This window comes from Pseudomonas sp. GW460-LB5 (assembly GCF_059423245.1).
The window spans coordinates 109006-122534 of the sequence record NZ_JBWKXT010000008.1 but is presented as its reverse complement, the minus strand read 5'-3'; the positions used below and the strand labels follow the sequence as shown (position 1 = coordinate 122534).

Genomic DNA, 13529 nt, shown 5'->3' with positions numbered 1-13529 from the left:
TCGGCCCGTCAGGCTCAGACCAGCGCCTTGTCCAGCGCCCGCTCGATTTCACCCTTGATGGTGCCGCTCATCATCGACAGCATCATGCCCAGTTTCAGCTCCACACGGATGATGTCTTCGCCAATGTGCACGCTGCCGTTGGCGCCGCTGCGCGCCACATCGACCCGGTCACCGTTCCAGGTGGCCTTGAGGTCGTATTCGCGGCTGAGCTTGTCGACCAGCGCTTGCGCCTTGGCGCGGGCAGCATCGCGGCCGAGGGAGTGTTTGCGTTCAACGCTGATCTGGGTCATACGGGCATTCCTGAAGATGTAGACATAATTGGCATTATGCCCGCCCCTGCCCACTGGCACACCCCGCCAAGACAAATCCGCCCGTTCGCCCTAGAATGGCGGTAATTTTTTCCGGTGAAGCGATATGAACGACCAGCGCAAAGGCGACCACGCCGAACCCACCACCCACTTTGGTTACCAGGACGTACCTGAAAGCCAGAAGGCGAAAAAAGTCGCCGAAGTGTTCCACTCGGTGGCAGCCAAGTACGACCTGATGAACGATGTGCTTTCCGGCGGCATGCACCGCCTGTGGAAGCGCTTTACCATCGAGCTGTCGGGCGTGCGCAGCGGCAACCGGGTGCTGGACATCGCCGGCGGTACCGGTGACCTGGCTGCCAAGTTCTCGCGCCTGGTCGGCCCGACGGGTCAGGTGGTGCTGGCCGACATCAACGAGTCGATGCTCAAGGTTGGCCGTGACCGCCTGCTGGACCGTGGTGTAGCCGGCAACATCGAGTTCGTCCAGGCCGACGCCGAAAAACTGCCGTTCCCGGACAACCATTTCGACTGCGTGACCATCGCGTTCGGCCTGCGCAACGTCACCCACAAGGACGAAGCCATCCGTTCGATGCTGCGCGTGCTCAAGCCCGGTGGCCGCCTGCTGATCCTGGAATTCTCCAAACCGACCAGCAAGCTGATGTCCAAGGCCTACGACGCCTATTCGTTCGCCTTCATGCCGCTGGCGGGCAAGCTGATCACCAACGACGCCGAAAGCTACCGTTACCTCGCCGAATCGATCCGCATGCACCCGGACCAGGAAACCCTGAAGAGCATGATGGTCGAGGCCGGTTTCGACCGCGTCACCTACCACAACATGACCAGCGGCATCGTTGCCGTGCACCGGGGGATCAAACCCTGATGCTGCTGGCCGGGCTGCTCGCCAGCGTCGAACATGGCCTGAACCGCGTCCTGCGCATGGACAGCACGGCCCTGCCGCGGCTGGCCGCGCTGGAAGGCAAGGTCATCGAGATAGACTGCCGCCAACCGGCCCTGCAGGTCTTCATCCTGCCCGATGAAGACGGCCTGATGCTCGCCGCCCACTGGGAGGGCGAGGTCGACTGCAGCCTGCGCGCACCGGCCGGCAGCCTGGCGCAACTGGCCTTGGCCGGGGACAAGACCGCCGTGCTGCACAGCCCGCAGGTCGAACTGCATGGCGACAGCGCCGTGCTGCTTGACCTGTTCGGCGTGCTGCAGGACCTGGAACTGGACTGGGAGCACGAACTGCAACGCTGGCTCGGCCCGGTCGCCACGGCACTGCTGGCAGGCCACATCCGCCTGCGTGCACGCTGGACCCGGCAGGGCCTGGCGCGCTTCAGCCAGAACCTTTCCGAGTACCTGGCCGAAGAGTCCCGCGCCCTGGTAGGCAAACGCGAAGCCGAAGCCGCCTTCAGCGAACTCGATGCCCTGAAGCTCGATACAGAACGCCTCGAGGCGCGCATCAAGCGCCTCTCCCGATCCCTTGATACCAGCGAAAACGCATGAAGCTGCTCGCCGTCCGCCGTCTTTTTCGCATCCAGCGTGTGGTGATTCGCTACCGTCTCGATGACCTGCTGTTCGATCAGCCATTGCTGCCCTGGTGGCTGGCCAGCCTGCGCCTGCTGATGCCGTGGCGCTGGCTGCCACGCAAGCCCACTGAGCTCAGCCGTGGCGCGCGCCTGCGCCTGGCGTTGCAGGACCTGGGCCCGATCTTCATCAAATTTGGCCAACTGCTGTCCACCCGCCGCGACCTGCTGCCCACCGATATCGCCGACGAGCTGATGTTGCTGCAGGACCGCGTGCCGCCGTTCGACCCGAAACAGGCCGTGGCACTGATTGAAGCGCAGCTGGGCGCGAAGGTTGGTGAGGTGTTCAGCCGCTTCGACGTCGAACCGCTGGCCTCGGCCTCGGTGGCCCAGGTGCACGCCGCACGCCTCAAGACGGGCGAAGAGGTGGTAGTCAAGGTCGTGCGCCCGGGCCTGAAGCCGGTGATCGCCCAGGACCTGGCCTGGCTGTTCCTGATTGCCAAGGCCGCCGAGCGCGCCTCGGCGGATGCCCGCCGCCTGCACCCGGTGGAAATCGTCGGCGACTACGAAAAAACCATTTACGACGAGCTCGACCTGCTGCGCGAGGCTGCCAACGCCAGCCAGCTGCGGCGCAACTTCGAAGGCTCCGAGCTGATGTACGTGCCCCAGGTCTACTGGGACCTGTGCCGCCCTAAAGTGCTGGTGATGGAGCGCATCTACGGCGTACCGGTGACCGACATGGCCACCCTGGCCGACCAGCGCACTGACATGAAGCTGCTGGCCGAGCGCGGGGTGGAGGTATTCTTCACCCAGGTTTTCCGCGACAGCTTCTTCCACGCCGACATGCACCCGGGCAACATCTTTGTCAGTACGGTCAAGCCGTGGAGCCCGCAGTACATCGCCATCGACTGCGGCATCGTCGGCAGCCTGACCGCCGAGGACCAGGATTACCTGGCGCGCAACCTGTTTGCCTTCTTCAAGCGTGACTACCGCCGCGTTGCCGAGTTGCATATCGACTCCGGCTGGGTGCCGGCGCATACCAAGGTCAACGAATTCGAAGCGGCGATCCGCACCGTGTGCGAACCAATCTTCGAAAAACCGTTAAAGGATATTTCCTTCGGCCAGGTGCTGATGCGCCTGTTCCAGACGGCGCGGCGCTTCAACATGGAAGTGCAGCCGCAACTGGTGCTGCTGCAAAAGACCCTGCTCAACATCGAGGGCCTGGGCCGCCAGCTGTACCCCGACCTGGACCTGTGGAGCACCGCCAAACCCTACCTCGAACGCTGGATGCGCGACCGCTACAGCCCCAAGGCCGTGCTCGGCAACATTCATGGGCAGGTGGAGCAGTTGCCGCACCTGACCAACATGGCCCGAGACCTGCTCGAACGCCTGTCGCAACCGCACCTGCACGATCCGCAAATGCCGGAACGCCGCCAGGGTGATCGCTGGGCACTGCGCCTGCTGGGCGCCGGCCTGCTCGGTGGCGGCGCGGTGCTGGCCGCTGGCGCCGCCGAGGCCGCCAGCCTGGCCGCCCCTGCAGCCTGGCCGGCCTGGCTGATGCTGGCCGCAGGCCTTTACCTGATCGTGCGCCAATAGCCAGCCGCGCCTGCGGCTGGCACACTAGCGCAAAGGGCCCGATACAGGAGCGGGCCCGCTTTGGAGTCGACGATGAAAGACTGGCTGGACGAGATCAAGTGGAACAGCGACGGCCTGGTACCGGCAATCGCCCAGGACCACAAGACCGGACGCGTGCTGATGATGGCCTGGATGAACCGCGAATCGCTGGCGCTGACCGCCAGCGAACAGCGCGCCATCTACTGGTCGCGTTCGCGAGGCAAGCTGTGGCGCAAGGGCGAAGAGTCCGGGCATGTGCAGAAGCTGCATGAAATGCGCCTGGACTGCGACGCCGACGTGATCATCCTGATGGTCGAACAACTGGGCCATATCGCTTGCCATACCGGTCGGGAAAGCTGCTTCTACCGCGTCCATGAAGACGGCCAGTGGAAAATCGTCGACCCGGTCCTCAAGGACCCGGATGCCATCTACAGCGCAGGACACTGACATGAGCGACACCCTCAACCGCCTGGCCGAAGTGCTTGAAGAACGCAAGCAAGCGGCGCCTGACAGCTCCTATGTGGCCAGCCTGTACCATAAAGGCCTGAACAAGATCCTCGAAAAGCTCGGCGAAGAGTCGGTCGAAACGATCATTGCCGCCAAGGATGCTGCCGTCAGCAAGGATTACAGCGATGTCATCTACGAAACCGCCGACCTGTGGTTTCATAGCCTGGTGATGCTCAGCGCGCTGGGCCAGCATCCGCAAGCCGTGCTGGATGAGCTGGACCGCCGTTTCGGGCTGTCCGGGCACGATGAAAAGGCCGCTCGACAGCCTTCGGCTTGAGCACAACGCATTCTAGGAGAGCACCATGGGTATTTTTGACTGGAAACACTGGATCGTCCTGCTGGTTGTCGTGGTCCTGGTGTTCGGCACCAAGAAGCTGAAAAACTTCGGCAGTGACCTGGGCGAGTCGATCAAGGGCTTCCGCAAGGCCATGAACGAAGAAGAAACCAAGCCGGCCGAGCAAACGCCGCCGCCAGCCCAACCGGTGCCGCCGGTGCAAAACACTGCCCAGCCGCAACAAGGCCACACCATCGAAGGCCAGGCCCAACCGGTCCAAGAGCCGCAGCGGAAAGACTGACCCATGTTCGGCATCAGTTTCAGCGAGCTGCTACTCGTAGGTCTGGTCGCGCTGCTGGTGCTCGGCCCCGAGCGCCTGCCCGGAGCCGCGCGCACGGCAGGCCTGTGGATTGGCCGGCTCAAACGCAGCTTCAACAGCATCAAGATGGAAGTGGAGCGCGAAATTGGCGCCGACGACATCCGCCGCCAGCTGCACAACGAGCACATCCTGCAGATGGAAGAGGAAGCCAAGCGCATCCTCAACCCGATGACGCCACCCGCGCAGCCGCCGGTAACCACGGCCAGCGTGCAGCCACCTGCCGGGCTCGAAGCCAGGCCGGTCGAAGCACCTGCTGCCCCGGCCGTACCCTCTGAACCGCCTCAACCGCCGCGAGCCCCATGAGCGAGAATCCGGAACACGACCAGCCGATGCCGCTGGTCTCGCACCTGACCGAACTGCGCACCCGCCTGCTGCGCTGCGTTGCCGTCATTTTCCTGATCTTTGCCGGGCTGTTTTCCTTCGCCCAGCAAATTTACACCTTGGTCTCGGCGCCGCTGCGCGACCATTTGCCGGCCAACGCGACGATGATCGCCACCGACGTGGCCTCGCCGTTCCTTACGCCGTTCAAGCTGACCATGATCGTGTCGCTGTTCCTGGCCATTCCGTTCATTCTCCAGCAGATCTGGGGCTTTATCGCGCCAGGCCTGTACCGCCATGAAAAACGCATTGCCATTCCGCTGCTGGTGTCGAGCATTCTGTTGTTCTACGCCGGTATGGCCTTTGCCTATTTCCTCGTGTTCCCGCTGATGTTCAAGTTCTTTGCCGCCGCCACCCCGGCAGGCGTGGCAATGATGACCGACATCGCCAACTACCTCGACTTCGTGATGACGCTGTTCTTCGCCTTTGGCGTTGCCTTCGAAATCCCGGTGGCGGTGGTGTTGCTGGTGTGGATAGGCGTGGTCGACGTGAAGTACCTGAAGAAGATTCGCCCTTACGTGATCATCGGCTGCTTCGTGGTCGGCATGATCCTCACCCCGCCGGACATTTTCTCCCAGACCCTGCTGGCCGTACCTATGTGGCTATTGTTCGAGGTCGGCGTGCTATGTGGCAGCCTGATCCGCAAGCGTAGCGCCCACGACGAAGCAGCCAACGACCACAACGACCAGCCACCAGCGACCCAACCGTGAACCTGTTGCTCCTCGAAGAGGCCGACTTCGTCTCGGCCGACCGCGTCGTTCTCGCCGACCGGCGCTTCACCCACATGCAGGAGATCCACCGCGTGGCGGTGGGCGACCACCTGCGGGTGGGCCGGCTCAACGGCCTGATGGGCCAAGCCACGGTACTGCGCCTGGAAAAGCACGAAGCCGAACTTGAAGTGACCTTCGACCAGCAGCCACCGGCCAAGCTGCCGTTGACCTTGGTACTGGCAGTGCCGCGGCCAAAAATGCTGCGACGGCTGTTCCAGACCGTGGCGACCCTCGGCGTATCACGGCTGATTCTGGTGAACAGCTACAAGGTCGAGAAAAGCTTCTGGCAAACACCTTTCCTGCAGCCCGAGAGCATTCGCGAAAACCTGATCCTCGGCCTGGAACAGGCGCGTGACACGGTGCTGCCCGAGGTGATCATCGAGAAACGGTTCAAGCCTTTCGTCGAAGATCGGCTGCCCGCCATCGCCGCGGGCACCCTGGGCCTGGTCGGTCACCCCGGCCCCTACCCTGCCTGCCCGCGTGCCGTGGAACAACCCGTAACCCTGGCCATCGGCCCCGAGGGCGGCTGGATACCCTACGAAATCGAGCTGCTGGGCAAGGCTGGCCTGGCACCGGTGCAACTGGGTGATCGCATCCTGCGGGTAGAGACCGCCGTGACTGCGCTGCTTTCGCGTATTTTCTGACGCAAACGCCACTTTTTTGGCCATCAAGTTTCCCTCCCCCGGGCCGATGGCCTTGGCAACACAACAACTATTTGTGCTGCCAAGCCGCCGGGGAGTCGTACATGTATCAATGGTTAGCCCAATCGCTGGGCAATGTGAGCGTGAATCGCAAACTGGGGCTGGGTTTCGGCCTGGTGCTGCTGTTGACCCTGGCTATTACCCTGGCCGGCTGGCACGGCATGGACAGCATCATCGACCGCGGCGACAAGCTGGGTAACATCTCGGTCATCCAGCAGTACACCCAGGAACTGCGCATCGCCCGCCAGCATTACGAGCGCCGCAGTGATGACGCATCGGTGGCCGAGCTGGAGAAAGCACTGGCCAACCTCGACCGCCAGGTGCAGCTGATGCTCGGCCAGATCGAACACCCCGCCGACCGCCAGCGCCTGGAGCAGCAGCGCGAGGCGGTGCGCATCTACCAGCAGGCGTTCAACGAGCTGAAGCAGGCGGGCCAGCGCCGCGAGGCCAGCCGTAGCGTGCTCGGCGACAGCGCCGACAAGGCGGCAGAGCTGATCGGGCGCGTCCAGCGCGGCCTCCTGCAAGCTGGCGATATCAGCCAGTACCAGCACGCGGTAGACGTCAGCGCCCTGCTGCAACAAGCGCGTTTCCAGGTGCGTGGCTACACCTACAGCGGCAATACCGACTTCCAGCAAACAGCGCTGAAGGCCATCGACCAGGCCCTGGCCGAGCTGCGTGCATTGCCAGCCAAAGTGCCGGCCGAACATGCCGCCGGTCTCGACGATGCCGCCACCGCCATGGGCGGCTACCGTGATGCGGTCACCCAGTTCGGCAATGCCCAGGCTGCCAGCGAGCAGGCCCTGCAGCACATGGCCGAGCAAGGTACGTTGCTGCTGCAGACCAGCCAGGCGATGACCACCTCGCAGACCGCCGTGCGGGACGCCGGGGCCACCCAGGCCAAGACCCTGCTCGCCGTGGCCACCGGGTTGGCCTTGGCCCTCGGCCTGCTGGCGGCATGGGCTATTACCCGGCAGATCATCATTCCCCTGCGCCAGACCCTGCGCGCCGCGGAGCGGGTCGCCAGTGGCGACTTGACCCAGAACCTGCAGGTAAACCGCCGCGACGAACTGGGCCAGTTGCAAGCGAGCATGCAGCGCATGACCCAAGGCCTGCGCGAACTGATCGGCGGCATCGGTGACGGTGTCACTCAGATCGCCAGTGCCGCAGAGGAGCTGTCGGCGGTGACTGAGCAGACCAGCGCCGGGGTCAACAACCAGAAGGTCGAAACCGACCAGGTTGCGACCGCCATGAACCAGATGACGGCCACCGTGCACGAAGTGGCACGCAATGCCGAACAGGCCTCGGAAGCTGCCTTGATGGCCGACCAGCAGGCCCGCGAAGGCGACCGCGTGGTGGGCGAGGCCGTGGCGCAGATAGAGCGGCTGGCGGGTGAAGTGATCAACTCCAGCGAAGCGATGAACCAGCTCAAGACTGAAAGCGACAAGATCGGCAGTGTGCTCGACGTGATCAAGTCGGTGGCCCAGCAAACCAACCTGCTGGCCCTGAACGCCGCGATCGAAGCCGCCCGCGCTGGGGAGGCCGGGCGTGGTTTTGCCGTGGTCGCCGACGAGGTGCGCAGCCTGGCCCAGCGCACCCAGCAGTCGACTGAAGAGATCGAAGAGCTTATCGCCGGCCTGCAAAGCGGCACACAACGGGTGGCCAGCGTGATGGACAACAGCCGCCAGCTGACCGACAGCAGCGTCGAGCTGACCCGCCGTGCCGGTACCTCTCTGGAAACCATCACCCGCACGGTGTCTTCGATCCAGGCGATGAACCAGCAGATTGCAACTGCTGCAGAGGAACAGACCGCCGTCGCCGAGGAGATCAACCGCAGCGTGATGAATGTGCGGGATATATCCGACCAGACCTCGGCGGCAAGTGAAGAGACGGCCAGTTCCAGTGTGGAGCTGGCGCGGCTGGGGACCCACCTGCAGGGGTTGGTGGGGCGGTTCAAACTCTGACCCCGCCATTTCAGCTTCGCCGCACCTATTGCCGGGGGCGCTTTGCGGCCCTTTTTGCGACGCCTGGCAGCCTCCGCAGAGGCTGCGCCGCAGGGCGATTCTTCCTACAGTCGCCAGTGATTATTCCTACCTGATTATCAGGTCAAGTCCTACAGCTCCCCTGCCGATTGGCAGAGATGTGATGCCAGCAATGCGCCTGCATCCTCCCTCTCATTCGCTCGGAGACGCTCTATGTTCGCCTACCTCAACCGCAAGCTTGGCAATATCAGTGTCGCTGCCAAGCTGGCCCTCGGCTTCGCCGTAGTGCTGCTGCTCACACTGGCCACCACCATCAGCGGGTGGCGCGCCCTGGATGACGCCATCGTGCGCTCACAGCAACTCAGCGAAATAGGCCTGATCAACGACCTGACCAAAGACCTGCGGGCAGAACGCATCACCTACCGCGTGCTCAACGACGACACCAGCAAAGCGCGCATCAGCAGCATCCTCGAACAACTCAACAGCATGCTGACCACCCTGCAAAAACGCAGCAACGTCGATGAATCAAGACAGTTGCTGACCGAAAAGCTGGCGCTGTTACAGCGCCTGCGCGGCGATTTCAGCGAATTGCAACGTAGCACCGGTAACCGCAGCACGCTGCGCGAAGCCATGCAGGCTCGGGAACAGGCACTTAATGATGCGATCGACGAGCTGCAGACCCAAGCCCTGCTGAGGATGCCAGCCGACAGCCAGCAAAGTGGTGTTCTGGGCCTGATGGACACCCTCACCCGGCAGGTCGAAGGGGCCAATCAGCAAAGCCTGGTGCCAGCCTATACCTTCACTCCGGTCGAGGATTTCGCAAAAGTCGGCGACAACGCCCTGGATGCTGCCAAAAATAGCCTTGGGCAACTGCTTGCCGGCCTTGCGCCGCTGGGTTTGCCACGCGCAGTCAGCGAGCAGCCCGGTGTCGAGCTGGCCAAGTACCGCGCCGCCCTGGACGAGTACCGCCACGCCGCCATACGTGTCGAGCAGCTGCAGAACAATATGGAAAATATGGGCAATGAGCTGCGCGCGGTCAGCCTCGAATTGGGTAAACGCAAGGTCGAACAACGTGACAGCGAAGCCTTGGCCGCACGCTCGCTGCTGACCAGTGTGGCGCTGCTGGCACTGGCGGTGGGCGTACTGGCTGCGTGGCTGATCACCTTGCAGATCACCCAACCGCTGCGCCAGACGCTGGCCGTAGCCGCACGTATCGCCAAGGGTGACCTGAGCCAGGTTGACGCAGTGCAACGCCGTGATGAAATGGGCCAGCTGCAAAGCAGCATGCGCGAAATGACCTTGAGCCTGCGCGAGTTGATCGGCGGCATCGACCAGGGGGTCGGGCAGCTGTCACAGGCTGCTACACAACTGGCGGCCAGCAGCGAGGACACCAAGCTGCGCATCAACCAGCAGCGCGAGGAAACCGACCAGGTGGCTACCGCCATGAACCAGATGAGCGCAACCGTGCAGGAAGTGGCACAGAATGCCGAACAAGCCTCGCAGGCCGCGACCAACGCTGACCAGCAGGCGCAGATGGGCGACCAGGTCGTGTCCGAAGCCATCGGCCGTATCGAGCAACTGGCCGGGCAGATGGATCATTGCCTGGCGGCCATGCAGCACCTGGCGGGCGAAAGCCAGCGCATTGGCAGCATCCTTGACGTGATCAAGTCGGTGTCCGAACAGACCAACCTGCTGGCGCTGAACGCCGCCATCGAGGCGGCCCGTGCAGGCGAAGCCGGCCGTGGCTTTGCCGTGGTGGCCGATGAAGTACGCGGTTTGGCCCAGCGTACCTCGACGGCGACCGAGGAGATTGGCCAGCTGATCGACAGCCTGCACAACGGTACGGACGACGTGACCCGTTTGCTGGACAGCAGCAAGCGCCTGACCGAGCAGAGCGTGGCGCTGAGCCGCAGGGCCGGGCAGGCGCTGAGCCAGATCACCGACACAGTGTCGAGCATCCAGGGCATGAACCAGCAGATTGCCACGGCCAGCGAAGAACAGAGCGTGGTGGCCGAGCAAATCAACCGAAGCGTGATCAATGTGCGGGATGTGTCGGATCAGACCAGTGCGGCCAGTGAGCAGACGGCGGCTTCGAGCGGGGAGCTTGAGCAGCTGGGGCAGCAGTTGCGGGGGATGGTGGGGCGGTTCAACCTGTGAAATGCCGGGGCCGCATTGCGGCCCATTCGCGGGACAAGCCCGCTCCCACAAGCATCACGCACCCTGACAGCAGCCGGGCACCTGTGGAAGCGGGCTTGTCCCGCGAAGAGGCCGGTGCGGTTACAGCACCTGGCGCAGGAACGCCTGCGCGCGCGGGTCCTTCGGCGCATCGAAGAACGCCCCAGGCGCGGCATCTTCAAGCAGCTTGCCATGGTCGAAGAACAGCACCCGGTCCGCCACTTCGCGGGCAAACCCCATTTCGTGGGTGACGCAGACCATGGTCATGCCTTCCTGGGCCAGGGTCTTCATCACGTCCAGCACCTCGCCGACCATTTCCGGGTCCAGCGCCGAGGTCGGCTCGTCAAACAGCATCACTTTCGGGTCCATCGCCAGGGCGCGGGCAATTGCCACCCGCTGTTGCTGGCCGCCGGACAGGCGCGACGGGTACTCGTTGGCCTTCTGCGAAATACCCACCTTCTCCAGCAACGCCCGGGCCTTGGCTTCACGCTCGGCCTTGTTGCGCTTGCGCACCACCTTCTGCGCCAGGCACAGGTTTTCGAGCACGGTCATGTGCGGGAACAGGTTGAAGTGCTGGAACACCATGCCGACTTCGCGGCGGTAGGCGTTGATGTCGGTCTTTGGGTCGGCCAACTGCAGGCCGTCGATGGCCACATGGCCTTCGTCGAAATGCTCCAGGCCGTTGAGGCAGCGCAGGAAGGTCGACTTGCCCGAGCCCGATGGGCCGAGCACTACCACCACTTCGCCCTTGGCGACCTGGGTGGTGACATTGTCCACAGCCCGGACCACTTGGCCACGGGTGTCGAACACTTTCAGCAGGTCACGGACTTCAATCACTTTGCGCAAGCCTCCGCTCGAGCCGGCTGGCCAGGTGCGACAGCGGCAGGTTGATCAGCAGGTACAGACCTGCCACGCAGAACCAGATCTCGAAGGTCGAGAACGAGGTGGTGATGGCCTCGCGGCCGCTTTTGGTCAGTTCGGTAATCGCAATCACCGAGACCAGCGAGGTGTCCTTGACCAGGCTGATGAACTGGCCAGCCAACGGCGGCAGCACGCGTTTGAAGGCTTGCGGCAAGATCACGTGCCGCATTGACTGGCCAGCGTTCAGGCCCAGCGAGCGGGCGGCTTCGTTCTGGCCCTTGGCGATGGACTGCACGCCAGCACGGACGATTTCCGCCACGTAGGCGCCCGTGAACAGTGCCAGCGCGGCCACCCCGGCAAACTCGCGGGACAGGTTGAGGACGGTGCCGATGAAGAAGTAGAAAATGAAAATCTGCACCAGCAGCGGCGTGCCACGCACCAATTCGACATAGACGGTTGAAAGGTCGCGCAGGGTCGGGTTGCTGGACAACCGGCACAGCCCAGCGAACAGGCCGATGACCAGGCCCAGGGCGCCAGACACCACCGACAGCCACAATGTGGTCCACAGGCCCCAGGCCAGCGGGCCGGCTGCCCAGTGGCGGGTGACACCGATCTGGTCGCCTTCGGCAACATCGTCGCCGCGGCTCAGTTGCAGGCTGTCCTTGGCCACGTCGAGCACCTGCTCGTCACCTTGCTCGTCCTTCAGTGTGACGCGAGCGTTATCGCCGGCAATGACGATGTCCTGCACGGTGCCGTTACCGGCGGCGCGCTGTACGTCCTCGGCCTTGTAGGCGAAGTACTGGGGTACACGGTTCCAGCGCCACTCGTAGGACATCATCGAGGTGGCCATGTACAGGCTGATCGCCAGGCCGACCAGCACCAGGGCGGTCAGCCCGTGCCAGGGCCACTGGGCTTTCTTGTGTTTGATCACGTGGGGTACTTCCGTAAATGCGAACGCGCAGGGTTTGCCTGCGCGTCGGGGTCAAAGCCGGGCTTGTGGCCTGGGCCTTATTCCATGTCCTTCAGCCAGTCCTTGTTCTTGAACCACTTGTCGTGAATACGATCGTAGGTCCCGTCATGCTTGATCTGGTGCAGGAAGTTGTTGATGAAGTTGATGCTGTCGTAGTCGCCTTTCTTCAGGCCGAAGGCCAGCGGCTCGTAGGTGAAGGGCTCTTCGAGGAACAGCAGCTTGCCGGCACCGGCCTTCTCCACGGCGACCACGTTGTACGGCGCGTCATAAACGAAGGCGTCAGCCTTGCCGTTGACCACGTCCATGACCGCTTCCTGTTCGTTGTCGTAGCCGTGGTACTTGGCTTTGCCGATCAGCTTCTTGGAGACCATTTCGCCGGTGGTGCCCAGCTTGGACGTCAGGCGGTACTTCTCGTTGTTCAGGTCCTTGTACGACTTGATCTCGCCCGCCAGCTCCTTGCGGATCAGCAGGGTCTGGCCAACCACGATGAAGGGTTCGCTGAAGTTCAGGCGCAGGTTGCGTTCCTGGGTCAGGGTCATGCCGCTGCCGATCATGTCGAACTTGTCGGTCAACAGGGCCGGGATGATGCCGTCATAGGCGGTGGACACGGCCTCGAACTTGACGCCCATGGACTTGGCCATGGCCTTGAGAATGTCGACTTCGAAGCCGATGATCTCACCACGCTTGTTGGTCATCTGGAACGGCATGTAGGTCGGGTCCATGCCCACCTTCAGGGTACCGCGCTTGACCGCGTCATCAATGGCGCCTGCCTGGGCCGCAGTTACAGCGACCAGGGCGGTTACACCGACCAGCAGTCGCGAAAGGTATTGCTTGATCATCACCAAGTCCCCTAGCAAGAAAAGTAGCGAATCTTATTGTGTTGGCACGGCCGTACTGGCCGAGGCGTCGTATCGGAATGGGATGCTAACGCATGGCGGCTCGGGGACCTAGCGCCGGGGGGGACTTTGTTGGCCAAAATCGAATGCATGGGCTGTTAAAAGCTTCGCGGGGCAAGCCCGCTCCCACAGGGACCGCACAGCATTCAACAACTGTGAGGTCCCTGTGGGGGCGGGCTTGCCCCGCGAATGGACGG

Annotated in this window: 15 protein-coding genes and 2 pseudogenes; 13 read left to right on the top strand and 4 right to left on the bottom strand. The window is 63.2% G+C overall.

What is annotated here, in order from left to right:
- Positions 1-14 precede the first annotated feature (14 nt).
- Positions 15-290: a polyhydroxyalkanoic acid system family protein gene (locus AC07XM_RS07830; protein WP_016489558.1), complete on the bottom strand. Its 276-nt coding sequence runs from the start codon at positions 288-290 to the stop codon at positions 15-17.
- 124 nt (positions 291-414) lie between these two features.
- On the opposite strand from AC07XM_RS07830, the gene ubiE reads away from it, so the two are divergent.
- From ubiE to AC07XM_RS07765, 13 genes and pseudogenes are all read left to right on the top strand, one after another.
- Positions 415-1185, top strand: coding sequence for a bifunctional demethylmenaquinone methyltransferase/2-methoxy-6-polyprenyl-1,4-benzoquinol methylase UbiE (ubiE, locus tag AC07XM_RS07825; RefSeq protein WP_016489559.1), 771 nt, complete (start codon positions 415-417; stop codon positions 1183-1185).
- On the top strand, positions 1185-1808 hold the full coding sequence (locus tag AC07XM_RS07820; RefSeq protein ID WP_016489560.1) for a ubiquinone biosynthesis accessory factor UbiJ: 624 nt from the start codon (positions 1185-1187) through the stop codon (positions 1806-1808). Before ubiE ends, AC07XM_RS07820 begins: the two co-directional genes overlap by 1 nt.
- On the top strand, positions 1805-3424 hold the full coding sequence (gene ubiB / locus AC07XM_RS07815) for a ubiquinone biosynthesis regulatory protein kinase UbiB (RefSeq protein WP_102689458.1): 1620 nt from the start codon (positions 1805-1807) through the stop codon (positions 3422-3424). Before AC07XM_RS07820 ends, ubiB begins: the two co-directional genes overlap by 4 nt.
- A 72-nt stretch (positions 3425-3496) precedes the next feature.
- Positions 3497-3889, top strand: coding sequence for a phosphoribosyl-AMP cyclohydrolase (gene hisI, locus AC07XM_RS07810; protein WP_023049299.1), 393 nt, complete (start codon positions 3497-3499; stop codon positions 3887-3889).
- Between the two features lies 1 nt (position 3890).
- Positions 3891-4226 (top strand): phosphoribosyl-ATP diphosphatase, encoded by a 336-nt coding sequence (locus tag AC07XM_RS07805; RefSeq protein WP_016489563.1) that lies wholly within the window; start codon positions 3891-3893, stop codon positions 4224-4226.
- A 25-nt stretch (positions 4227-4251) separates the two neighbouring features.
- Positions 4252-4524: a twin-arginine translocase TatA/TatE family subunit gene (locus AC07XM_RS07800; RefSeq protein ID WP_016489564.1), complete on the top strand. Its 273-nt coding sequence runs from the start codon at positions 4252-4254 to the stop codon at positions 4522-4524.
- A 3-nt stretch (positions 4525-4527) separates the two neighbouring features.
- The gene (gene tatB, locus AC07XM_RS07795; RefSeq protein WP_016489565.1) at positions 4528-4905 is read left to right on the top strand and encodes a Sec-independent protein translocase protein TatB; all 378 of its coding nucleotides are present in this window, start codon (positions 4528-4530) and stop codon (positions 4903-4905) included.
- Positions 4902-5690, top strand: a complete 789-nt coding sequence (gene tatC, locus AC07XM_RS07790; protein WP_023047997.1) for a twin-arginine translocase subunit TatC — start codon at positions 4902-4904, stop codon at positions 5688-5690. Before tatB ends, tatC begins: the two co-directional genes overlap by 4 nt.
- Entirely contained in the window at positions 5687-6394 is a 708-nt protein-coding gene (locus tag AC07XM_RS07785; RefSeq protein ID WP_016489567.1) for a 16S rRNA (uracil(1498)-N(3))-methyltransferase, read from the top strand. The genes tatC and AC07XM_RS07785 overlap by 4 nt, the downstream gene beginning before the upstream one ends.
- Before the next feature lie 101 nt (positions 6395-6495).
- Positions 6496-7557, top strand: a pseudogene (locus AC07XM_RS07780) (methyl-accepting chemotaxis protein); the annotation flags it as partial.
- Positions 7540-8412: a methyl-accepting chemotaxis protein gene (locus AC07XM_RS07775; RefSeq protein ID WP_371855228.1), complete on the top strand. Its 873-nt coding sequence runs from the start codon at positions 7540-7542 to the stop codon at positions 8410-8412. The pseudogene AC07XM_RS07780 and the gene AC07XM_RS07775, both read left to right, overlap by 18 nt.
- 231 nt (positions 8413-8643) lie before the next feature.
- Positions 8644-9732, top strand: a pseudogene (locus AC07XM_RS07770) (methyl-accepting chemotaxis protein); the annotation flags it as partial.
- Positions 9715-10587, top strand: a complete 873-nt coding sequence (locus AC07XM_RS07765) for a methyl-accepting chemotaxis protein (protein ID WP_371855227.1) — start codon at positions 9715-9717, stop codon at positions 10585-10587. The pseudogene AC07XM_RS07770 and the gene AC07XM_RS07765, both read left to right, overlap by 18 nt.
- Before the next feature lie 120 nt (positions 10588-10707).
- Here the strand turns inward: AC07XM_RS07765 and AC07XM_RS07760 are convergent, their stop codons facing one another.
- The 3 genes from AC07XM_RS07760 to AC07XM_RS07750 all read right to left on the bottom strand — a co-directional run bounded on the left by AC07XM_RS07760 (position 10708) and on the right by AC07XM_RS07750 (position 13272).
- Positions 10708-11442, bottom strand: a complete 735-nt coding sequence (locus AC07XM_RS07760; RefSeq protein ID WP_024717350.1) for an amino acid ABC transporter ATP-binding protein — start codon at positions 11440-11442, stop codon at positions 10708-10710.
- On the bottom strand, positions 11435-12397 hold the full coding sequence (locus tag AC07XM_RS07755; protein ID WP_016489571.1) for an amino acid ABC transporter permease: 963 nt from the start codon (positions 12395-12397) through the stop codon (positions 11435-11437). Before AC07XM_RS07755 ends, AC07XM_RS07760 begins: the two co-directional genes overlap by 8 nt.
- Before the next feature lie 77 nt (positions 12398-12474).
- Positions 12475-13272, bottom strand: coding sequence for a transporter substrate-binding domain-containing protein (locus AC07XM_RS07750; RefSeq protein ID WP_024717349.1), 798 nt, complete (start codon positions 13270-13272; stop codon positions 12475-12477).
- Positions 13273-13529: the final 257 nt, after the last annotated feature.

What these genes read in the sequence shown, in the direction of transcription:
- hisI (WP_023049299.1), top strand. Translation starts at nt 3,497, where the DNA reads ATGAAAGACTGGCTGGACGAGATCAAGTGGAACAGCGACGGCCTGGTA.
- tatB (WP_016489565.1), top strand. Translation starts at nt 4,528, where the DNA reads ATGTTCGGCATCAGTTTCAGCGAGCTGCTACTCGTAGGTCTGGTCGCG.
- AC07XM_RS07805 (WP_016489563.1), top strand. Translation starts at nt 3,891, where the DNA reads ATGAGCGACACCCTCAACCGCCTGGCCGAAGTGCTTGAAGAACGCAAG.
- AC07XM_RS07820 (WP_016489560.1), top strand. Translation starts at nt 1,185, where the DNA reads ATGCTGCTGGCCGGGCTGCTCGCCAGCGTCGAACATGGCCTGAACCGC.
- AC07XM_RS07830 (WP_016489558.1), bottom strand. Translation starts at nt 290, where the DNA reads ATGACCCAGATCAGCGTTGAACGCAAACACTCCCTCGGCCGCGATGCT.
- ubiE (WP_016489559.1), top strand. Translation starts at nt 415, where the DNA reads ATGAACGACCAGCGCAAAGGCGACCACGCCGAACCCACCACCCACTTT.
- AC07XM_RS07775 (WP_371855228.1), top strand. Translation starts at nt 7,540, where the DNA reads ATGCAGCGCATGACCCAAGGCCTGCGCGAACTGATCGGCGGCATCGGT.
- AC07XM_RS07765 (WP_371855227.1), top strand. Translation starts at nt 9,715, where the DNA reads ATGCGCGAAATGACCTTGAGCCTGCGCGAGTTGATCGGCGGCATCGAC.
- tatC (WP_023047997.1), top strand. Translation starts at nt 4,902, where the DNA reads ATGAGCGAGAATCCGGAACACGACCAGCCGATGCCGCTGGTCTCGCAC.
- ubiB (WP_102689458.1), top strand. Translation starts at nt 1,805, where the DNA reads ATGAAGCTGCTCGCCGTCCGCCGTCTTTTTCGCATCCAGCGTGTGGTG.
- AC07XM_RS07800 (WP_016489564.1), top strand. Translation starts at nt 4,252, where the DNA reads ATGGGTATTTTTGACTGGAAACACTGGATCGTCCTGCTGGTTGTCGTG.